Origin of the sequence: Knoellia sp. S7-12, assembly GCF_040518285.1 — a bacterium.
In the GTDB taxonomy this organism is placed as follows: Bacteria; Actinomycetota; Actinomycetes; order Actinomycetales; family Dermatophilaceae; genus Knoellia.
Genome location: NZ_CP155449.1, coordinates 2,813,890 through 2,834,586, shown reverse-complemented (window position 1 = coordinate 2,834,586; position 20,697 = coordinate 2,813,890). Strand labels below are relative to the sequence as shown.

Below are 20,697 nucleotides of genomic sequence, written 5' to 3'. Positions count from 1 at the left end.
CGTTTTGGCGTTGGGGCCGCACTGGGAGACCCTTGAGCCATGGTCGCCCTCATCATCGGCATGCTCGTCTGCGTCGGACTCGCCCTGGCAGTGGTTGCGCTCGTCGCCGTGCCTGCTCGGCGCGACGGTCGTGACCTCCTCACACCCAAGGGTGACGACGTCGTGAGTGCGCTCAAGGAGCGTCAGCAGTCGACGCGCCAGCGACTCGAGCGTGGCGAGACCGACGACGGCGAGATGGCGAAGGACACCACAGCGGTGTCCCCGGTCGCTCCCGTCGACCCCGCCCGCACCTGATGCGCTCCGGGATCGACCACTCGGCCAGCGACCCACAGGTCCGCCCGCAGGATGACCTCTTCGGGCACGTGAACGGGGGTTGGGTCGCGCGCACCGAGATCCCGGCCGACCGTGGCCGATATGGCTCGTTCGACATCCTGCGCGAGAACGCTGAGCAGCAGGTCCGCGACATCATCACCGCTGTCGCCGAGGGCAACCCGGAGACCGGCACGGTCGCGCGCAAGGTCGGCGACCTCTACAGCTCGTTCATGGATGAAGCACGCATTGAGACGCAGGGGGTCGAGCCCATCGCGCCTCTGCTGACCGCCATCGACGCGGTCACGAGCCCCAGCGAGGTCATGGGACTGCTCGGCAGCCTCCTGCGGGCGGGCGTCGACGGTCTTGTTCACCCCATCGTCAACACCGACGACCGCGACTCGACCCGCTACGTCGTCTACCTCGAGCAGGCCGGCACAGGCCTGCCCGACGAGGCCTACTACCGCGAGCCGCAGCACGAGGCGATCCGCACGGCATACCCGCCTCACGTCGCGCGCATGCTCACCCTTGCGGGCGTGTATGCCGGTGACGCGGCGACCGCTGCTGCGGACCGTGTCATGGTGCTCGAGACCCGCATCGCGGCCTCGCACTGGGACACCGTCGCCAACCGTGACGCGGTCAAGACCTACACCTTGGTCGACCGGGCCGGGCTCGCAGAGCTCACCCCCGACGTCGATTGGGACGCCTACCTCGGCGGCGCGCAGGCGCCGCCGGGTGCCTTCGACCAGGTCATCGCCCGCCAGCCCGACCACCTGCGCTCGATGAGTGCGGCGCTTGCCGACGTGGACCTCGCAACGTGGCAGGACTGGCTGCGCTGGCGCGTCGTCCACGCGCTCGCTCCTTATCTCGGTGAAGCGATCGTCGCCGAGAACTTCGACTTCTTCGGCCGCACGCTCTCCGGTGTCCCGCAGATCCGCGAGCGGTGGAAGCGCGGTGTCGGGCTCGTCGAGGACGCCCTCGGCGAGGCCGTCGGCCAGCTCTATGTCGAGCAGCACTTCCCACCACGGGCCAAGGAGCGGATGGTCGAGCTCGTCGCCAACCTCGTCGAGGCGTTCCGGCGCAACTTCGATGACCTCGAGTGGATGGGCACCGACACGCGTCGCGAGGCCCTCGCCAAGCTTGAGGCGTTCACGCCCAAGATCGGCTACCCCGACACCTGGCGCGACTACTCGGCACTCGAGGTCGAGGTCGACGATCTCGTCGGCAACGTCGCGCGAGCCTCAGCGTTCGAGGTCGACCGCAACCTGGCCAAGCTCGGTGCTCCGGTCGACCGTGCCGAATGGTTCATGACGCCGCAGACGGTCAATGCCTACTACAACCCGGGCCTCAACGAGATCGTCTTCCCGGCTGCGATCCTCCAGCCGCCGTTCTTTGACGTGGACGCCGACGATGCCGTCAACTATGGCGGCATCGGAGCCGTCATCGGGCACGAGGTCGGCCACGGCTTCGACGACCAGGGCTCGCAGTTCGACGGCGACGGCAACCTGCGCAACTGGTGGACCGAGGGCGACCGCGAGAACTTCGACGGGCGCGCCCAGCGGCTCATCGCCCAGTTCAACGAGCTGGAATCGCGTGACGCACCCGGCCACAAGGTCAATGGTGCGCTCACGGTCGGCGAGAACATCGGTGACCTCGGCGGGCTCACGATCGGGCACGCGGCATACCGGATCTCGACGGAGGGCGCCGACGCGCCGGTGATCGACGAGCTCACCGGGGACCAGCGGTTCTTCATCGGCTGGGCCCGTGTGTGGTGCGGCGTGGCCCGCGAGGCCGAGGCCGTCCGGCTCCTCGCGATCGACCCGCACGCGCCGATGGACCTGCGCGCCAATGCGGTGCGCAACCTCTCCGAGTTCCACGAGGCGTTCGACGTCGCCGAGGGCGATGCCATGTGGGTGCCCGAGAAGGACCGCGTCCGGATCTTCTGAAGGTCTGATCTCTGGCTCCTCTGGATCGGGCAACACCCAGACGCTTCGAATGATCGCTGTCAGTCGCCTCTGGGCGTGATGCGAGGATGGCCGCGTGAGCGCTATCGACACTCTCTGGGAATTCATTGCCGTCGGCTTCGGCCTGCTCGTCGTCCTCGGCGGGCTGGCTGCAACCCTCCTGCGAGGGCGAGGTGGGGGCACCAAGGAGCTGCCGCGCGAGCGGCCGACTGACGCACCGCCGACTCGACCAGCGCCCGATGGCGAGGACGTCGACGCGCTGCCTTCGGGTGGGTCGTCCGTCGACACCCTGCCGGCTCCTGGCGATGCCACCACCGTCGACGACACCACGGTCGACGAGACGCTCCCGCCGACCACGATCCCTGAGGTCGAGCAGCCGGAGTCCCCGCGAACCCGCCTTCAGCGACTGCGCGCCCGCCTCTCCCGCTCCAACACCGCCCTGGGCAAGGGCCTGCTCGCGCTGCTCTCACGAGGTGACCTCGACGAGGAAGCCTGGGAGGACGTCGAGGACACGCTCCTCACCGCAGACCTCGGGGTCGAGGCGACCACCGAGCTCGTCGACGCGCTCCGCACCAAGGTCAAGGTTCACGGCAACGCCGACGAGGCGACCGTGCGCGGCTGGCTGCGTGACGAGCTCATCTCCCTCGTGGACCCGTCGATGGACCGCTCGATCGCGTCGTCTCGCGTCGACGGCCGGCCGGCCGTCATCGTCGTCGTCGGGGTCAACGGAACCGGCAAGACCACCACCGTGGGCAAGCTCGCCCGCGTCCTTGTCGCCGAGGACAAGGACGTGGTCCTCGGTGCCGCCGACACGTTCCGGGCCGCCGCGGCTGACCAGCTCCAGACATGGGGTGAACGGGTGGGAGTGCCGACGATCCGATCCGATCGTGAAGGCGCAGACCCCGCGGCCGTCGCGTTCGACGCGGTCAAGGGTGCCGCCGAGCTCGAGGCCGACGTCGTCATCATCGACACCGCTGGCCGGCTCCACAACAAGGTCGGGCTCATGGACGAGCTCGGCAAGGTCAGGCGCGTCATCGAGAAACAGAGCCCCATCGACGAGGTCCTTCTCGTGCTCGACGCGACGACCGGTCAGAACGGACTGCGTCAGGCGCAGGTGTTCAGCGAGGTCGTCGGCATCACCGGCATCGTCCTCACCAAGCTCGATGGCACGGCCAAGGGCGGCATCGTGGTCGCTGTGCAGCGCAAGCTCGGTGTCCCCGTGAAGCTCATCGGGCTGGGTGAGGGTCCCGATGACCTCGCGCCGTTCGATCCCGAGGGCTTCGTCGACGCCATCATCGACTGATGGGCACTCCCGTCCGGCTCGGACCGGCGCTTGGCCGCGATGCGGCTGCCGCTGCCTTCCTCGCGTGCGCGCAGGTCTCGGTGGAGCTCGCGTCGCGTGACGAAGTGGGTGCGGCGTGGTCGCAGGACAGCTCCTGCGACGGGATGACCGTGGGCGGGCTGACCGATCACCTGCTCCAACAGATCGTGCATGTTGGACGGGGACTGACTGTGACGGCCCCGATGGACGCACCTGTCATCGGGCTGCTCGACCACTACACCCAGGCACCGTGGGTCGCATCCTCGCGCGAGGGTGAGATCGACCCGGAGCAGAACGACACGAACAACACCGCGGCAGCCGCGGGCAGGGCAGCGGTGCTCGGCGCCGCCGAGGCCGCTCTCGCCGAACTCCCAGCGCTGTTCGCGTTGCCTCGGGATCCGGACGTGATCCACATCCCGTGGCAGGGCTGGTCACTGTCGACACCGGACTTCCTCACGACGCGCATGATGGAGCTGGTCGTCCATGGTGACGACCTGGCCTCGAGTGTCGGGCTCCCCACACCTGAGCACGGTCCTGCTGCTGTTGCGGCGGTCCTCGGCCTGCTCGCCGACGTCTCGCTGGTCCGGCACGGACAGGTCCCCCTTGTGCGCGCCCTCAGCAGACCCCAGCGGTCGAGCGGGAACATCAGCGCGTTCTGAGGTTTGCGCGACTCCTGATCAGTTCGGGCGGTCGGCGGCGGGCAGTGAACAGGCCGCGGTGCCACCGGGCAGTCGGTGCCGGTTGCGGGCGACCCAGCGATAGGCGACCCCGGCGACGGCGTGGATGCCGGGGGCCTGCAGGATCCAACCCAGAGGTGGGAAGGGCATACGGGAGGCACAGAACACGTGAGCCACGGCGTCCTCGCCCGAACTGACGTCTCCATCTCCGCCCACCCACTGCAGTGCTTGGTCGCACTGCTCGGTCGTGAGTCCCAACTGAGCCAGGTCGGCGTGCTGGTATGCCGTCACGGCGAAGTCCTCGGGACGGGCACGCAGGCGTGTGGTCACGACGCGGGACAACTTGGTGCAGATGGCGCAGTCACCGTCGTAGACGAGCACCGGGAGGGTCATGGTCCCAGTCTCACACTGGACGGCGACCTCACAGCCCGGGGGCGGGCGAAACACACTTCTTACGCGCCCCGGGAACGTGCAACATGGCTGTAACACAAGGTTGCGCGACGTGAAACGGGCCGATCGCAGACTCCTTCCCCATGAGCCCAACTCTCCTCCCTCTCGCGGCCGAGCCCGCGATCGACGCATCGGCGACAGCCTTCGTCCTCATCTGTGCCTCCCTGGTGCTGTTGATGACGCCGGGCCTCGCCCTCTTCTATGGCGGTATGACGCGCGCCAAGTCCGTCCTCAACATGATGATGATGTCGTTCGGTGCCATGGGCGTCGTCGGTGTCATCTATGTGCTGTGGGGCTACTCGATGTCCTTTGGTGGCAGCAACATCGGCGGGATCATCGGCAACCCGTTCGAGAACTTTGGCCTCAAGGGAGTTGTCGGTGACGCCACCGGGGCAACCCTCGACGCCAACGGCACCGCCATCATTGACGTCTTCGGCGCCGACGTCTGGATCCCCGAGATCCTCTTCGTCGGGTTCCAGCTGACCTTCGCGATCATCACCGTCGCCCTGATCAGCGGTGCCATCGCCGACCGTGCGAAGTTCTCGACCTGGCTGCTCTTCACCGGCCTGTGGGTCACTCTGGCCTACTTCCCGATCGCCCACATGGTGTGGGGCGGTGGCCTGCTCAGCGGTTCCGAGGACGGCATCGCGGCCAAGATGTTCGGTGCGACCGACGGCGCGGCGAACGTGCTGCCCATCGACTTCGCCGGTGGCACGGTCGTCCACATCAACGCCGGTATCGCCGGTCTGGTCCTGGCCCTCATCGTCGGCAAGCGCCTCGGCTTCGGCAAGACCGCCATGCGCCCACACAATGTGCCGCTCGTCATGCTCGGCGCCGGTCTGCTCTGGTTCGGCTGGTTCGGCTTCAACGCCGGCTCCGAGCTCGCCGCCGACGGCCTCTCGAGCCTCGTCTGGGTCAACACCACCGTCGCGACCTGTGCCGCCATCCTCGGTTGGCTCCTGGTCGAGAAGCTGCGTGACGGTCACGCGACCTCGGTCGGCGCTGCGTCCGGTGTCGTTGCCGGTCTCGTCGCGATCACCCCGGCCTGTGGCGCGCTCTCGCCCGTCGGCTCGATCGTGCTCGGTGCCGTCGCCGGTGCGCTCGCGGCCCTGGCCGTCGGCCTGAAGTTCCGCTTCGGCTACGACGACTCGCTCGACGTCGTCGGCGTGCACCTCGTCGCCGGCCTCTGGGGCACCGTCGGTGCCGGGCTCCTCGCGACCTCGGGTGGCCTGTTCTACGGTGACGGTCCCAGGCAGCTCGTCGTGCAGATCGTCATCGCGCTCGCCACGGTCATCATCTCCGGGATCGTCACGACCATCATTGGCCTCGCGCTCAAGGCCACGATCGGCTGGCGCATCTCCGATGACGACGAGGTGGCCGGAATCGACCAGTCCGAGCACGCTGAGTCCGGCTACGACCTCGTGTCCCGTGGCGGACGCCTGGGGACGACCTCAACGGGTGCCCTGTCCCACGACGCCCGTCACCACGACGAGATCAACTCCGAAGGAGTCAAGGCATGAAGCTCATCACCGCCATCATCAAGCCCCACCAGCTCGACGCGGTGAAGGAAGCTCTGGAGGCCTACGGCATCTCGGGCATGACCGTCAGTGAGGCGTCCGGCTACGGCCGACAGCGCGGACACAGCGAGGTCTATCGCGGAGCCGAGTACAACGTCGACTTCGTGCCCAAGATCCGCATCGAGGTCCTCGTGGACGACATGGATGCATCCAGCGTCGCCGACGTCATCCTCAAGGCAGCCCAGACCGGTCGCATCGGCGACGGGAAGATCTGGACCGTGCCGGTCGAGGACGTCGTCCGGGTTCGCACGGGTGAACGCGGACCCGAAGCCATCTGAGGCTGAACGCACCACCCTGCCTTCTGCGGCAGCTGCTGCACCGTAAGTGGGGCGATCACCCCACTTACGGTGCGGTAGGTCCGGAGGAGCCAGGACAGGCATCGACCGAACTGCAGATCCAGGGGAGTAACCGCATGACTGACGTCACCGACGTGGCGGCCCGTCGTCTCGACCTCGCGGGAACGCGGGCCTTCGAGACGGCCGGCTCGGGAGTGCAGCGCCGACTCCGACTCGCCGAGTTCAACCGGGAGTGGTTGGACGGCATCTGGCAGGAGGCCACGAAGGGGCAGCGGGTCGAGGGGGTTGCCCTGGCCGCGGTCGGCAGCGTGGGACGAGGGGATGCCGGACCGCTGTCGGACTACGACCTGGTGCTCCTGCACTACGGCCGGACCCTGTCTGCCGATGAGATCACCAGGCTCGCCGACCGCATCTGGTACCCGATCTGGGATGCCGGAGTGCGGCTCGACCACAGCGTGCGGACGGTCAGCCAGTGCCGCTCCGTGGCCGCCGACGACCTCACTGCGGCAGTGGGCCTGCTCGACATCTCGGCCGTCGCGGGGGACGCAGAGGTGGTCGCCGCCGCGCGGGCCACCGTGAGTCACGACTGGCGGGCCAACGCCCGCAAGCGGCTCCCGCAGCTCACCGAAGCCATGAGCGTGCGCCACCAGCGCCACGGAGACCTCGCCCAGTCCATCGAGCCCGAGCTCAAGGAGGCTCACGGCGGCTTGCGCGACATGACTGTCCTGGGTGCCCTGGCCGAGGCCTGGCTCGCGGACCGTCCGCGCGGTGACGTCGACACGGCATACGGGCGCCTGCTCGACGTGCGCGACGCCGTCCACGTCGTCACGGGGCGAGGGCGCGACCGCCTCGGCCGTGAGGACCACGACGCCGTCGCGGCCCTGCTGGGCTACGACGACCCCGACGACCTGCTCGCGGACGTGTCTGACGCGGGCCGAGCCATTGCCTACGCCCTCGACGGAACCGTGCGGCGGGCAGGCCAGTCACAGCGAGCCCGTGTGCTGCGGGTCGGACCTCGCCGACCGCAGATGACACCCCTTGGCTACGGGTTGTTCGAGAGCGACGGCGAGGTCGTCCTCGGCTCGGGTCGGCTCATCGACAGCGACCCCCACCTGCCGCTGCGGGCAGCGGTGCTGGCTGCTCGCGCCAACCTGCCGATCGCCCCGACCACCCTCGAGAACCTCGCGACCAAGTGCGCCGACCTGCCGACCCCGTGGTCACCGCTGGCGCGGGGACTCTTCAGCGACCTGCTCTCTGCCGGGCCGGGACTCGTCACCGTCTGGGAGGGCCTGGACCAACAGGGCATCATCGAGCGCTGGATGCCCGAGTGGGCGTCGGTCCGCTCGCGTCCGCAACGCAACGCGGTCCACCGCCACACGGTCGACCGCCACCTCATCGAGACCGTCGTCCACGCCACCGGCCTGCTGCGGGGTGTCGGCCGTGCCGACCTGCTGCTGCTCGCCGCCCTGCTCCACGACATCGGCAAGATCCCCGGCGCTCGTGACCACTCGGCCGCAGGCGCACCCATCGCGGAGAAGGTCATGCGGCGGCTCGGGCATTCCGAGGAGGACGTCGCCGTCGTTGCCTCCCTCGTGCGGGAGCACCTCACCCTCATCGAGCTCGCCACCCGACGGGACCACTCGGACCCGCGCACCATCGACGCCGCCCTGGCCGCGGTCGACGGCAACGCCGACCGGTTTGAGCTGCTTCTCGCCCTGACCGAGGCCGACGCGGTCGCCGCCGGACCCAAGGCCTGGACCGACTGGCGGGCTGCCCTCCTGGGCCAGTTCGCCACGGCCGTGCGGGCGCGGCTCAGCCCTGCGACACCCGCCGTGGGGCACCCCGAGCCGTCGCTCGTCCCCGATGACCTCGTGAGCACTCTCGCCACGGGGGAGCCGTTTGTCGACGTCGTGTCCAACGGCGGGTCCTACCGGATCGACATCGCCGACCGCGACCGGCTGGGCCTCTTCGCCGACACGGCGGGTCTGCTCGCCGCCGAAGGTCTCGTCGTCCGGACCGCGGTGCTTCGGACCGTCGACGGGATCGCCGTCAACGAGTGGCACGTCGAGAGTCCGAGCGACACCGTGCCCGAGAAGGCTCGGCTGGTGCGCGGGCTGACGCGGCTGGCCACCGGTGATCGTGGACCGCTGAGCCTGCTTGACCGACGGCGCCAGTTCGCGGCCCGTCCCAGCGGGACATCGACGATCGGAACCCCGGGTCAACCGCGTGCCCTTGTCGTGCCCGGTGCGAGCACCGACGCCACCGTCATCGAGGTGCGGGCCCACGATCGACCCGGGCTGCTCCACGAGTTGGGCATCACCTTTGCCAAGGCGGGGGTGTCGGTCCGCTCGGCGCACATCGCCACGTATGCCGGTCAAACCCTCGACACCTTCTATGTCTCCGACTTCTCCGGGCGCCCCCTCGACCCGGCCAAGGTGGCCCAGGTCGTCGCCGTCGTCATCGACACCTGCGACGGCACGGCCTGACCCAGCGGCTAGGTTGCCGCTATGGCACCCGAGGTCGAGATCAAGGTGACGCTCGACATGGTCCGCGCCCTGCTCGCGGACCAGGCGCCTGCTCTGGCGACGCTCCCCGTCACTCCCGTGGTGAGTGGCTGGGACAACGCCGTCTTCAGACTTGGCGATGCATATGCCGTCCGTCTGCCCGTGCGGTCTGCCGCGGCTCCGCTCGTGGTCCACGAGCAGCAGTGGCTGCCCTTGGTGGCGGCACACCTTGATGTCCCGGTGCCGATCCCCGTGGTCAACGGCATTGCGGGACAGGGGCTATCCGTGGTCCTGGAGCGTGGTGCCGTGGCTCGACGGCGAGACCGTCGCCTCGATTCCGGTGGCCGAGCGGGTCGACATCGCGCGAGACCTCGGCGCCGTTCTCGCGGAGTTGCACCGCCCCGCACCGGCGGACGCACCGCCCAACGACTTCCGCGGCATACCCCTTGCGCAGCGCGAAGCGCTGGATCGTCCGCGGCTGGACCTCTTGGCGACGAGCGAACCCGAGGTTGCTGCCGTGCTGGGTGCCGCCCTCGATGCCGGGCTTGTGGCTTCGCCATGGAACGGGCCGGACCTGTGGGTCCACGGCGACCCGCACCCGCTCAACTTGCTCACCGACGGGCACCGGCTGACCGGGCTCATTGACTTCGGCGACATCGGCGCAGGCGATCCGGCGAGCGACCTCGCGACGGCGTGGCTCTCCTTCGACGAGGAGGGACGGAGGCGGTTCCGTGAGGCGTATGCCGTGTCCGGCCACCTCGATGATCCGCTCTGGGCGCGCGGCAAGGGGTGGGCGGCCGCGTTGGCGCTGGCCTTTCTCACGGTCGGTGGACCGGATGGCGAGCTCCATGATGTCGCCCGGCATGCGGTGCGTCAGCTGGCCTGACTGACTCCGGTTAACCTTGGGCGGTGTTCACGAGCCTCTCCGACCGCCTGACAGCGACCTTCAAGAACCTCCGCACCAAGGGGCGCCTGTCCGAGTCCGACGTCAACAAGACCGTCCGCGACATCCGGATGGCGCTGCTCGATGCCGACGTCGCCCTGCCGGTGGTCAAGGAGTTCACCTCAGCCGTCCGTGAGCGTGCCCTCGGCGCAGAGGTCTCGCAGTCGCTCAACCCGGCGCAGCAGATCGTCAAGATCGTCAACGAGGAGCTCGTCGAGATCCTCGGCGGACAGACCCGCACGATCCGCTTCGCCAAGACCGGCCCCACCGTCATCATGCTCGCGGGCCTCCAGGGCGCAGGCAAGACGACGCTCGCCGGCAAGCTCGCCCGCTGGCTCAAGGATCAGGGCCACACCCCGATCCTCGTCGCCGCGGACCTCCAACGACCCAACGCCGTGACCCAGCTCCAGGTGGTCGGTGAGCGCGCCGGTGTGCCGGTGTTCGCTCCCGAGCAGGGCAACGTCGGCGGACACGACGCCGTCGGTGGCACAGGCGAAGGCACCCGTAGCTTTGGTGACCCGGTCACGGTGTCTCGTGACGGCATACGCGAAGCCGAGAACAAGCACCACGACGTCGTCATCGTCGACACCGCCGGACGCCTCGCGGTCGACGCCGACCTGATGAAGCAGGCCGGGGACATCCGCGCCGCCATCAACCCCAACGAAGTCCTCTTCGTCATCGACGCGATGATCGGTCAAGCCGCGGTCGAGACCGCCGAGGCCTTCCTCGAGGGCGTCGACTTCACCGGCGTCGTCCTGTCCAAGCTCGACGGTGACGCCCGCGGTGGTGCCGCGCTGTCCGTCGCCAAGGTCACGGGCCGGCCGATCATGTTTGCCTCGACGGGTGAGCAGGTCAAGGACTTCGAGGTCTTCCATCCCGACCGCATGGCCTCGCGCATCCTCGACATGGGTGACGTCCTCACCCTCATCGAGCAGGCCGAAAAGGCGTTCGACCGGGGCGAGGCCGCCGAGATGGAGCGCAAGTTCCTCGCGGCCGAGGACTTCACCTTCGACGACTTCCTCCAGCAGATGTCGGCGATCAAGAAGATGGGCTCGCTCAAGTCGATGCTCAAGATGATGCCGGGCATGGGCCAGATGTCGGCCCAGCTCGACAACCTCGACGAGCGCGAGTTCGACCGCGTCGAGGCGATGGTCCGCTCGATGACGCCATTCGAACGCAACCACCCCAAGCAGATCAACGGCTCGCGTCGCGCCCGCATCGCCGGCGGCTCGGGTGTGACGACTTCTGAGGTCAACCAGCTGCTCGAGCGCTTCGGTGAGGCGCAGAAGATGATGAAGCAGCTCGCCCGCGGTGGCGGCATCCCCGGCATGCCCGGGATGGGTGGCGGTGGCGGCGGCAAGAAGGCTCGTCAGCAGCAGCAACAGGTGCGTGGCAAGAAGTCCAAGTCCGGCAACCCCGCGAAGCGGGCGGCCGACGCCCAGGCGGATGCCCAGCGCGCTGCCGCCAAGCCTGCCGGAGGCGCCTTCGGTGGCGGAGCAGGGGCAGATGCCGGTGGCATCGATCCCGCGAACCTCGACCCGTCGCAGCTGCCCAAGGGCTTCGAGAAGTTCCTCGGCAAGTGAGTGCTGCGGCCGTGAACCCCGGGCCGCTGCACACGCTGTCGGTCGGCACCGCGGGTCCGCGGGTCGCGTTCCTTCACGGGCTGTTCGGGCAGGGCCGCAACTGGTCGACGATCGCCAAGGCGCTCGCCGGTCCTGACGGTGACCTGGCGCGGTGCACGCTGGTCGACCTTCCCGACCACGGTCGTTCCCCGTGGACCCAGGAGTTCTCATTCGAGGGGTATGCCGCGACCGTCGCCTCGACATTGCGCGCCATCGACCCGGGGCCGTGGATCGTCGTCGGACACTCGCTCGGTGGCAAGACCGCGATGGTGCTCGCCCTGACCGAGGCGACGTTGGTGTCACGGCTCGTCGTCGTCGACATCGCTCCCAAGGGTTATGGGAATCTCGAGCGGTTCGCTGGTTACATCACCGAGATGCAGGCCCTGCCGTTGTCGGAGCTGGGCAACCGCGCCGATGCCGAGGCGCGTTTTGCGGAGCCAGACCCGGGGATCAAGGCGTTCCTCCTGCAGAACCTCCGGCGCGATGGCGACTCGTGGAGGTGGCAGGCCAACGTCGGCCTGTTCGCTGCCGACGCGGCACGGGGGACTGGCTCGGTCATTGCCGACTGGCCCTTGGCCGTGGGCTCCGTCGCGCCGTTTGCCGGCCCTGTCCTCTGGATCGCCGGCTCGGAGTCGAGCTATGTCCAGGACGCCGACGTCGAGACGATGCGTGGGTTCTTCCCGCTCGCGCGCCAGTTGACGGTCAAGGGTGCGTCGCACTGGGTGCACACCGACGCTCCCCAGATCGTGGTTGAAGCGCTCCGCCGCGTCGTGGCCCCCTCCACCTGATCTCGAGCCATCCACGAACCTTCTCGAACGCGCCTCGTTCGTCGCCGAGCAGGCGGACACTGGCGAGATGACCGACACCGGTTCGGGGGCAGCGCTCGGGGTGGGCGCTCTGTTCGACGCGGTCGCCGACGACTATGACCAGAGCGGGGTGGACTTCTTCGCTCCCATCGCCACGGGGCTCGTCGACCAACTCGATCCTGCTGCCGGGGAACGAGCCGTCGACCTCGGCTGTGGCCGGGGTGCAGCAACGATCCTGATCGCGCGGGCCATCGGAGCGACCGGGTCGGTCGTGGGTCTGGATCTGAGCGATGGCATGCTCGCCCACGCCCGGGAGGCGATGGACCGAGAAGGTCTCGTCGCTGACCTGCGAGTCGCCGACGCGTCCGAACCCGCACTCCCTGAGGGCGAGTTCAACGTCGTGGCGTCCTCGCTCGTCCTGTTCTTCCTGCCGAATCCCGCTGCGGCGCTGGCGCGCTGGGTGCGGCTGCTCGCTCCAGATGGCCGGATCGGTCTGGCGACCTTCGGGAAACAGGACCCCGTGTGGACCTCCGTCGATCGGGAGTTCGGGCCGTGGCTGCCTCCAGCAATGCGCGACCCTCGGGTCATGGGGCCGCAGAGCCCCTTCGGCTCGGACGAAGGCATGGAGCAGCTCCTCACAGAGGCTGGCGCGACCGACGTGGAGACGACCACGCTCCGGCTCCCGGTGCGGTTCGGCACCCTCGCAAGGTGGGAGGCCTTCTCTCGCGGCACCGGCCAGCGGGCGATGTGGGCGAACGTGCCGCCTGCTGAGGTGACAGGCGTGCGCTCCCGGGCCGCAGCGCACTTCGATGGGGCACACACGGCCGAGGGCGAGATCGAGGTCTGGCAGGACATCCGCTACACCCTCGGTCGCGCTGCCAGGGTCTGACACCACTCACCCCGCTGCGTCTGCGGAAACGGTTGCTGGGACCGCCTGGAGCGCAGACGCCAGCGTTTAGGGTCGGTGCCATGAAGGCACCGGTGCTGCACCTGTTGGGAGAAGTCCTCGTCGGACCCGAGGAGGTCCGCCCGGAGGCGTGGGTCCTCGGGGGAAAGGTGACGTTCGAGCGCCCGACCGGGGTCGGCCATGACGTCGAGACCCTCAGGGGCTGGTTCGTGCCCGGCATGGTCGACGCGCACTGCCACGTCGGTCTTGATCGGCACGGCGGTGTCGACGAGGCAACCGCCGAGGAGCAGGCGATCGCCGACCGCGACAACGGCACGCTCCTCATCCGTGATGCCGGGTCACCTGTCGACACTCGCTGGATCGACGAGCGCGACGACCTGCCCAAGGTCATCCGCGCGGGTCGCCACATCGCGCGCACCAAGCGCTACATCCGCAACTACGCCCACGAGGTCGAGCCAGAGCAACTCGTCGAGCGGGTCCGCATCGAGGCCCGCGTCGGCGACGGCTGGGTCAAGCTGGTCGGCGACTGGATCGACCGTGAGACCGGGGACCTGGAGCCGTGCTGGCCCCGTGACGTCCTCATCGAGGCCATTGCTGCGGCTCACGAGGAGGGCGCCCGCACGACCGCCCACTGCTTCGGCCCCGACTCGCTGCGCGACTTCGCGGCCGCCGGCACGGACTGCATCGAGCACGCCACCGGGTTGGAGCCCGACACCATCAATTCCTTTGCGGCACAGGGCATTGCGATCGTTCCGACATTGGTCAACATCGCGACGTTCCCGGCCATCGTGGAGCCAGCCCAGGAGAAGTTTCCGAACTATCACCGGCGCATGCTCGACCTCCACGCACGGCGCTACGAGACGTTCGGCGCAGCGCGAGAGGCCGGCATACCCATCTATCTCGGAACCGACGCAGGAGGTTCGATCGCGCACGGACTCGCGGCGCAGGAAGCCGTCGAGCTCACGCACATCGGCTTCAGCAACGCCGAGGTCCTCGGAGCGGCCACGTGGGGCGCGAGAGAGTGGCTCGGGCGACAGGGACTCGAGGAGGGCGCGGACGCCGACCTGCTGGCCCTCGACCGCGATCCTCGCGAGGACATCACTGCGTTGGGGGAGCCGAGCGCGATCATCCTGCGGGGTGTGACGTACTGACTCAGACGGGGTCGGCCTCGAGGCTGCGCTCGTCCCGCTCCGCGACGTGCGAAGGAGTGACGGCGCTGTCCTTGCGGTGCTCGCTCACCGACCACGCGATGGCGCTGACCCAGGCCAGGGCAATCACGATGTAGGTCGCCGCTCGGGTCAGGTCACCGGCGTCGACCCACGACGAGCCGAGCAGGGTGCGCACGTTGGTGAGGATGATGAGCCCGCCTACGGCCGAGCCGAGGACGCGCGGGGGGAGGTGGCGGACGAGCCAGGCCGCGATCGGGGCGGCGATGAGGCCGCCGGCGAGGAGGGCGAGCACCCAGCCGAAGTTGATGCCCTGAGAACCCAGGGCCAGAAGGAAGCCGATGCTCGCAGCGATGGAGACGAGGAACTCACTGGTATCGATGGAGCCGATGGTCTTGCGCGGCTCGATACGGCCGGACGCCAGCAGGGCCGGCGTGCCGACCGGGCCCCAGCCCCCGCCTCCGGTTGCGTCCACGAAGCCGGCGAACAGGCCCAGGGGTGCGAGGAAGCGCGACCGGAGCGGCTGCCCGAGGCGGTCGGTGCGCAGGCCCCGGATCGTGAACCGCACGAGGATGTAGACCCCGAGGGCCACGAGGATCAGGGCCATGAGCGGCTTCGCCGTCGTCGTGTCGAGCGAGGCGAGGACGGTGGCGCCGAGGAAGGCGCCGACTGCACCGGGGATGCCGATCCGGAACACGACGCCCCAGTCGACGTTGCCGAAGCGCCAGTGGGCGGTGCCCGACGCGAGCGTCGTGCCGATCTCGGCGAGGTGCACGGTGGCCGAGGCTGCAACGGGGTTGGTCCCGATGGCCAGGAGCAGGCTCGTGGTGGTCACTCCGTAGGCCATGCCGAGGCTCCCGTCGACGAGCTGGGCAAGGAGGCCGACGATGGCCAGCAGGGTGAGCTTGCGCATGTGATGACTTCCGAGTCGACGAAATCCGATCTGTTGAGTAGGAGTTTCAGTGTTGGACCCCTTATGGAGCAAGTAACAAGAGGTTATGTCTCACATGATGGTCGCCGACACGGTCGGGAGGCGCGAGTTCGGCGTACGCCAGAAGTGCGGGAGAATGAGGCGGTGGACATCTCGGCGCGCACGGAGTACGCAGTCCGCGCCATGCTCCTTCTTGCTGAGGCTTCGACCGCTGAGGCGCGTCCGGTGAGCGTCGAGTCGTTGGCCACGGCGCAATCGTTGCCGCGCAAGTTCCTCGAGGCCATCGTGGCCGATTTGCGCACGGCCGGGCTCGTCACGAGTACTCGCGGTGCCCGCGGAGGCTACGCCCTGACTCGCAGCCCGGAGGCCATCTCGCTCGGGGACGTCTTCCGTGCTGTCGACGGACCCCTCGCGGAGGTGCGCGGACTGCGACCGCACGAGACGGCATACGAGGGTGTTGCCACCCACCTGCCCACGGTCTGGGTCGCGGTGCGTGCCAGCCTGCGGTCCGTCCTCGACACCACCTCGCTCGCTGCCGTCCTCACCGGCGAGCTGCCCGACACTGTTCGCGAACTCACCGCGGACCCCGACGCCTGGACGAACCGCACATGACTGAACGGCCCCGCAAGAACGACCCGACCGATCCGAGCCTGCGGGTTCACGACCTCGGTCCCGGCGTCGACCCCGACGACCTCGCGACCCTGCTTCGCGTCATGGAGGAGCTGCCGCGCCTCGACGGCGACCACCCCGACATCCAGACGGTCAAGCGTGCGACCGGTCGGATGTACAAGCAGGTCCGCAAGGCGCGTCGCCGCGAGGCCAAGCAGCCGCAGATCGACCACGACGAGGCGATCATCGCCCAGACCGCGACGGGCTCACCGATGCGCATCGACGACGAGACCAAGGGCATCCTGCTCGAGGTCCCCGTGGCAGGCACCACGGTGGGGGAGCTAATCGAGCCCCGCGGCTGCTACATCTGCAAGGACGACTACACCCTGGTCGACGCGTTCTATCACTGGCTGTGCCCGCCGTGTGCCGCCAAGAGCCACGTCAAGCGGGACCAGCGCGCCGACCTCACCGGCAAACGCGCCCTGCTCACGGGTGGTCGCGCCAAGATCGGCATGTACATCGCGCTCATGCTCCTGCGCGACGGCGCCCACCTCACGATCACCACGCGCTTCCCCCACGATGCCGCGAGAAGGTTTGCGGCACAGAAGGATTCGCACCAGTGGATTGACCGGCTCAAGGTCATTGGCATCGACCTGCGCGACCCCACGCAGGTCGTCGCGCTCGCCGACGAGGTCGCGGCCACCGGTCCGCTCGACATCCTCATCAACAACGCTGCCCAGACGGTGCGCCGCTCGCCGGGCTCCTACTCGCACCTTGTCGACGGTGAGCAGGTGCCGCTCTCGAGGGACGTCAACTATCCGGAGCTCGTGACGTTCGACCGGATCAGCGACGCGCACCCGGCCAACCTCCTCGGCACCCTGACCGCAAACAAGGTCGCCCACCACGAGGGCGAGTCCGAGGAGGACGCCGCGCGCGCCCTCGCGCAGCGCACTGCCGCCTCGATGACCGAGATGGCCCTCACCGCAGGCAACGCCAGCCTCGAGGCGCACCTGGCCGGGACCGCCGTCGATGCGGGCGGCCTGCTCCCGGACACCCAACGCAACAACAGCTGGACCCAGGTCGTCGACGAGGTCGACCCGCTCGAACTCCTCGAGGTCCAGCTCTGCAACTCCACGGCGCCCTTCATCCTCATCTCCCGGCTCCGGCCGTCGATGCGGGCCGCCGTCGCCGCAGGCGCCCGTCGCGCCTATGTCGTCAACGTCTCGGCGATGGAGGGGCAGTTCTCCCGCAAGTACAAGGGGCCTGGCCACCCGCACACCAACATGGCCAAGGCCGCGCTCAACATGCTGACCCGCACCAGCTCGGGCGAGATGTTCCAGACCGACAAGATCCTCATGACCGCCGTCGACACCGGCTGGATCACCGACGAGCGTCCGCACCACGAGAAGCTGCGGATCGCGGCCGAGGGCTGGCACGCACCACTCGACCTGGTCGACGGCGCCGCCCGTGTCTATGACCCGATCGTGCGCGGAGAGAACGGCGAGGACGTCTATGGCTGCTTCGTCAAGGACTACGAACCCAGTCCCTGGTAGGTCGCAGTGTCACGCGCCGAGGACCTGGGGGAGTGGGTCCGGGAGACCTTCGGACTGGGTGACGGCCCGGTGTCCGTGCGGCCCGCCGGTCGGGGCGCGCAGGCGAGCATCCAGCTCCTGGACATCGGCGGCACCCGCTACGCCGTCAAGGCGCCGTACGGCGCGATCAACGAGGATGACGTCGCGCGCGAGGCGGAGTACCTCGACCACTTCGCACGGTGCGGCGTCGATGTTCCCGTCCACCACCGCGACTGGTCTGGCCGCTACGTCGTGCCGGTCCCCGACCGCCTCGGCGGAGGAGTGGTCCGAGTCACCCACTGGATCGAAGGTGAGCCCGTGGGCACTGCCACGGGGGACCTCGCCGCATCCCTCGGCACCCTGCTCGGCACCTTGCATGCTGCCGCGCCACCAGCTGCCACGGACCCCAGCCGGTGGTACACGACCACACCTGACGACGCGGTGTGGGAGGACCTCGTGCGGCGCAGCGCCGGGGCGCCCTGGGATGCGGCCCTCGCCGGGCGCCTCGGCGACCTGCGGCACCATGGCGCCCTGGCCCGGGCAGCCGGTCCGCCCCTGGGTCCTCTCATCATCGGACACCGAGACCTGCACCCCGAGAATGTCCTGCGCTCGCCCGAGGGCGCCCTACGAGCCCTCGGCTGGGAGGACGCCGGCCCGGTGGACCCGAGCCGTGAGCTGGCGAAGGTGCTCGTGCAGTGGCACGTCGAAGGCGAGTCGGTCGATGCCGAGGCGGTGCGAAGGACCGTGGTCGCCTACCGGGAGGCTGGAGGTTCGGGTGTCGTCGCCAGTCCCGAGGCCTTTGCCATGGTCCTCAGCACCGATCCGAACTTCCTGGCAAAGCAGATCTGGGTCGCGCTCGACGCCGCGGTCCCGGACGAGCCACGACAGCACGCGGTGGCAGAGATCGAGGAGTCCCTCCGCTACCTGCCCGCACCGTCGGCGCTCGAGCGCGTTCTGGCGCTCAGCACATAGATCGCGCCTGTCGCCACGGCAATGACCAACGCACCGACGAACCACGGTGCTGCCGTGGCCCATGCAATGGCATCCGGGTCGATCGGTACGCCGTTCGAGGTGCACTGCGAGGGTCCATCCGAGGACCCCCAACACGTCATCTGCGACGGGCCGCTCGTGGCGAGGACCCAACCCAGCCACACCAACCCGACGGCAAGCGCGAAACCCAGGCCGGTCACCGCTGGCCAACCGCCGGGCCTGCGCGAGGTGAGGACGACGGACAGAACGACCACACCCGTGAGCGTCCACAGGGCGAGCAGGGCCGTGGACCTCACAGATTGACGCGCCGTGACGGTCATGCCAACCACGATAGGACCGGAACGCCGCGCACGGACAGGGGCGGACGGCATACCTGGAAAAGTGGGTATGCCGCGTGCTCACCCTGCGCATTCGGCGCACGTCCCGTGGTCTGGCAGAATGATCCGCTGTACACCTTCTGGCTGGCGCTGATGTCGGTCGGATGCCTACCCCGGGCCGTTCGGTACCCCGCGTGAATTCTCCGCGGTCTGGCCGTGCCCACAACAGGAAAGCGAGACCACACACGTGGCCGTCAAGATTCGTCTCAAGCGCATGGGCAAGATCCATGCACCGTTCTACCGCGTTGTCGTCATGGACTCGCGCACCAAGCGCGATGGCCGGGCCATCGAGGAGATCGGCAAGTACCACCCCACCGAGGAGCCCTCGTTCATCGACATCGATGGCGAGCGCGCGCAGTACTGGCTGAAGCAGGGCGCACAGCCCACCGAGGCCGTCGCCGCACTCCTCAAGATCACCGGTGACTGGCAGCAGTTCAAGGGCGAGCCCGGTGGCGAGGGCACGCTCAAGGTCAAGGAGCCCAAGGCGAACAAGAAGGACCTCTACGAGGCCGCTCTTGCTGCCGCAGGCAAGTCCGAGGGCGACGACGCCTCGGGTGCCACCACTGCCAAGAAGAAGGCTGCAGCCAAGAAGGCCGACGCCCCCAAGGCTGAGAAGGCTGACGAGGCCCCCAAGGCTGAGAAGGCTGACGAGGCCCCCAAGGCTGAGGACAAGGCAGAAGAGGCCCCCAAGGCTGAGGAAAAGGCAGAAGAGGCCCCCAAGGCTGACGAGACGGCTGCCGAGGCTGCTGACTCGCCCAAGGCTGGGTCCTGACCGTGCTCGAGGAGGCGCTGGAGCACCTCGTCACCGGGATCGTCGACCACAAGGACGACGTCGCGGTGCAGCGCAAGGAGCTCCGTCGCGGCGAGATCATCGAGGTCCGGGTTCACCCGGATGACCTTGGTCGCGTCATCGGTCGCTCCGGCCGCACGGCCAGCGCGCTGCGCACGGTGCTGACCGCGCTCGCCGGCGGCCGCCCCGTCCGGATCGACATCGTCGACACCGACCGGGTGCGTTGAGCAGAACAGCGTCAACAGCACGTCTGCTTTCGAACGCGCCGTGTCCCGCAAGGGGCGCGGCGCGTTCGTCTGTCCCGCAGCCTGAGAGGATCTGACCATGGCCAGCAGCACCGACTCCCTCCTCGTCGCCCGCATCGGCAAGCCCCACGGGCTCCGGGGTGAGGTGACCGTCCAGACGCACACCGATGACCCGGAGACCCGCTACGTGCCCGGCACCGTGTTCGAGACGCAGGCGCAGCCCGGCACCGGTGTGCCTCGCGCCCTGACCGTGACCACGGCCCGGTTGCATCGCCAGATCTGGTTGCTCGGTTTCGCCGAGATCCCTGACCGCACCGGGGCTGAGTCCCTGCGGGGGACCCAGCTCTTCCTCGACGTCGACACGGTCGAGGAACCCGAGGCAGATGAGGACAACAGCTGGTACGAGCACGATCTGGTGGGCCTGGCCGTCCATGACCCGGCAGGTGCCGTCCTCGGCGAGGTCACCGGCCTCATCCTCGGCGCCGTGCAGGACCTCCTCGAGGTGCGTCTGGTCGACAGCCGTGAGGTGCTGGTCCCGTTCGTCGGGGCGATCGTGACCGAGGTCGACATCGAGGCGGGGCACGTCATCGTCGATGCGCCAGCCGGGCTCTTCGACCTCGACGAGAGCTGACGGGTGGGCAC

The 20,697-nt window shown here is 68.9% G+C and carries 21 protein-coding genes and 1 pseudogene; 19 read left to right on the top strand and 3 right to left on the bottom strand.

Translation table 11 applies throughout. The annotated features are described in order from the left end of the window. Positions 1-39: 39 nt before the first annotated feature. The 4 genes from V6K52_RS13645 to V6K52_RS13630 all read left to right on the top strand — a co-directional run bounded on the left by V6K52_RS13645 (position 40) and on the right by V6K52_RS13630 (position 4,253). Complete coding sequence (locus V6K52_RS13645; RefSeq protein ID WP_353950658.1) at positions 40-294, top strand: hypothetical protein; 255 nt, start codon at positions 40-42, stop codon at positions 292-294. Continuing rightward, entirely contained in the window at positions 294-2,255 is a 1,962-nt protein-coding gene (locus tag V6K52_RS13640; RefSeq protein ID WP_353950657.1) for a M13-type metalloendopeptidase, read from the top strand. The genes V6K52_RS13645 and V6K52_RS13640 overlap by 1 nt, the downstream gene beginning before the upstream one ends. 94 nt (positions 2,256-2,349) lie before the next feature. Next, on the top strand, positions 2,350-3,576 hold the full coding sequence (gene ftsY, locus V6K52_RS13635) for a signal recognition particle-docking protein FtsY (protein WP_353950656.1): 1,227 nt from the start codon (positions 2,350-2,352) through the stop codon (positions 3,574-3,576). Further along, positions 3,576-4,253, top strand: coding sequence for a maleylpyruvate isomerase N-terminal domain-containing protein (locus V6K52_RS13630; RefSeq protein ID WP_353950655.1), 678 nt, complete (start codon positions 3,576-3,578; stop codon positions 4,251-4,253). Before ftsY ends, V6K52_RS13630 begins: the two co-directional genes overlap by 1 nt. Before the next feature lie 18 nt (positions 4,254-4,271). Here V6K52_RS13630 and V6K52_RS13625 read toward each other — a convergent pair whose 3' ends face one another. Beyond that, positions 4,272-4,664, bottom strand: coding sequence for a DUF393 domain-containing protein (locus V6K52_RS13625; RefSeq protein ID WP_353950654.1), 393 nt, complete (start codon positions 4,662-4,664; stop codon positions 4,272-4,274). Positions 4,665-4,804: 140 nt separating this feature from the next. On the opposite strand from V6K52_RS13625, the gene V6K52_RS13620 reads away from it, so the two are divergent. The 9 genes and pseudogenes from V6K52_RS13620 (at position 4,805) to V6K52_RS13580 (ending at position 14,527) form a co-directional block, all read left to right on the top strand. Continuing rightward, complete coding sequence (locus V6K52_RS13620) at positions 4,805-6,241, top strand: ammonium transporter (protein WP_353950653.1); 1,437 nt, start codon at positions 4,805-4,807, stop codon at positions 6,239-6,241. Continuing rightward, on the top strand, positions 6,238-6,576 hold the full coding sequence (locus V6K52_RS13615) for a P-II family nitrogen regulator (protein ID WP_353950652.1): 339 nt from the start codon (positions 6,238-6,240) through the stop codon (positions 6,574-6,576). The genes V6K52_RS13620 and V6K52_RS13615 overlap by 4 nt, the downstream gene beginning before the upstream one ends. Before the next feature lie 134 nt (positions 6,577-6,710). Then, on the top strand, positions 6,711-9,080 hold the full coding sequence (locus V6K52_RS13610) for a [protein-PII] uridylyltransferase (protein ID WP_353950651.1): 2,370 nt from the start codon (positions 6,711-6,713) through the stop codon (positions 9,078-9,080). A 21-nt stretch (positions 9,081-9,101) separates the two neighbouring features. After that, a pseudogene (locus tag V6K52_RS13605) lies at positions 9,102-9,353 on the top strand (phosphotransferase); the annotation flags it as partial. Further along, the gene (locus V6K52_RS13600; protein ID WP_353950650.1) at positions 9,238-9,984 is read left to right on the top strand and encodes a phosphotransferase; all 747 of its coding nucleotides are present in this window, start codon (positions 9,238-9,240) and stop codon (positions 9,982-9,984) included. The pseudogene V6K52_RS13605 and the gene V6K52_RS13600, both read left to right, overlap by 116 nt. Positions 9,985-10,007: 23 nt before the next feature. Further along, the gene (gene ffh, locus V6K52_RS13595; protein ID WP_353950649.1) at positions 10,008-11,624 is read left to right on the top strand and encodes a signal recognition particle protein; all 1,617 of its coding nucleotides are present in this window, start codon (positions 10,008-10,010) and stop codon (positions 11,622-11,624) included. Further along, positions 11,621-12,451, top strand: a complete 831-nt coding sequence (locus V6K52_RS13590) for an alpha/beta fold hydrolase (protein ID WP_353950648.1) — start codon at positions 11,621-11,623, stop codon at positions 12,449-12,451. The genes ffh and V6K52_RS13590 overlap by 4 nt, the downstream gene beginning before the upstream one ends. Positions 12,452-12,518: 67 nt before the next feature. Continuing rightward, on the top strand, positions 12,519-13,358 hold the full coding sequence (locus V6K52_RS13585) for a class I SAM-dependent methyltransferase (RefSeq protein ID WP_353950647.1): 840 nt from the start codon (positions 12,519-12,521) through the stop codon (positions 13,356-13,358). Between the two features lie 80 nt (positions 13,359-13,438). Next, on the top strand, positions 13,439-14,527 hold the full coding sequence (locus V6K52_RS13580; protein WP_353950646.1) for an amidohydrolase family protein: 1,089 nt from the start codon (positions 13,439-13,441) through the stop codon (positions 14,525-14,527). A 1-nt stretch (position 14,528) separates the two neighbouring features. Here the strand turns inward: V6K52_RS13580 and V6K52_RS13575 are convergent, their stop codons facing one another. Next, positions 14,529-15,455: a sulfite exporter TauE/SafE family protein gene (locus V6K52_RS13575; RefSeq protein ID WP_353950645.1), complete on the bottom strand. Its 927-nt coding sequence runs from the start codon at positions 15,453-15,455 to the stop codon at positions 14,529-14,531. 162 nt (positions 15,456-15,617) lie between these two features. Between V6K52_RS13575 and V6K52_RS13570 the strand changes: the two genes are divergently transcribed. From V6K52_RS13570 to V6K52_RS13560, 3 genes are read left to right on the top strand one after another with little or no spacing between them, the layout of a single operon-like run. Beyond that, positions 15,618-16,085 (top strand): Rrf2 family transcriptional regulator, encoded by a 468-nt coding sequence (locus tag V6K52_RS13570; RefSeq protein WP_353950644.1) that lies wholly within the window; start codon positions 15,618-15,620, stop codon positions 16,083-16,085. Further along, positions 16,082-17,635: an SDR family NAD(P)-dependent oxidoreductase gene (locus V6K52_RS13565; protein ID WP_353950643.1), complete on the top strand. Its 1,554-nt coding sequence runs from the start codon at positions 16,082-16,084 to the stop codon at positions 17,633-17,635. The genes V6K52_RS13570 and V6K52_RS13565 overlap by 4 nt, the downstream gene beginning before the upstream one ends. A 6-nt stretch (positions 17,636-17,641) precedes the next feature. Beyond that, complete coding sequence (locus V6K52_RS13560) at positions 17,642-18,625, top strand: phosphotransferase (RefSeq protein WP_353950642.1); 984 nt, start codon at positions 17,642-17,644, stop codon at positions 18,623-18,625. Here the strand turns inward: V6K52_RS13560 and V6K52_RS13555 are convergent. Continuing rightward, a complete protein-coding gene (locus V6K52_RS13555; RefSeq protein WP_353950641.1) occupies positions 18,574-18,963 on the bottom strand; it encodes a hypothetical protein in 390 nt (129 codons plus the stop codon). The genes V6K52_RS13560 and V6K52_RS13555 overlap by 52 nt on opposite strands. 244 nt (positions 18,964-19,207) lie before the next feature. Between V6K52_RS13555 and rpsP the strand changes: the two genes are divergently transcribed. From rpsP to rimM, 3 genes are all read left to right on the top strand, one after another. Further along, positions 19,208-19,792 (top strand): 30S ribosomal protein S16, encoded by a 585-nt coding sequence (gene rpsP / locus V6K52_RS13550; protein WP_353950640.1) that lies wholly within the window; start codon positions 19,208-19,210, stop codon positions 19,790-19,792. Positions 19,793-19,794: 2 nt separating this feature from the next. After that, positions 19,795-20,037, top strand: coding sequence for an RNA-binding protein (locus V6K52_RS13545; protein WP_009778228.1), 243 nt, complete (start codon positions 19,795-19,797; stop codon positions 20,035-20,037). 97 nt (positions 20,038-20,134) lie between these two features. Next, the gene (gene rimM / locus V6K52_RS13540) at positions 20,135-20,686 is read left to right on the top strand and encodes a ribosome maturation factor RimM (RefSeq protein ID WP_353950639.1); all 552 of its coding nucleotides are present in this window, start codon (positions 20,135-20,137) and stop codon (positions 20,684-20,686) included. Positions 20,687-20,697: the final 11 nt, after the last annotated feature.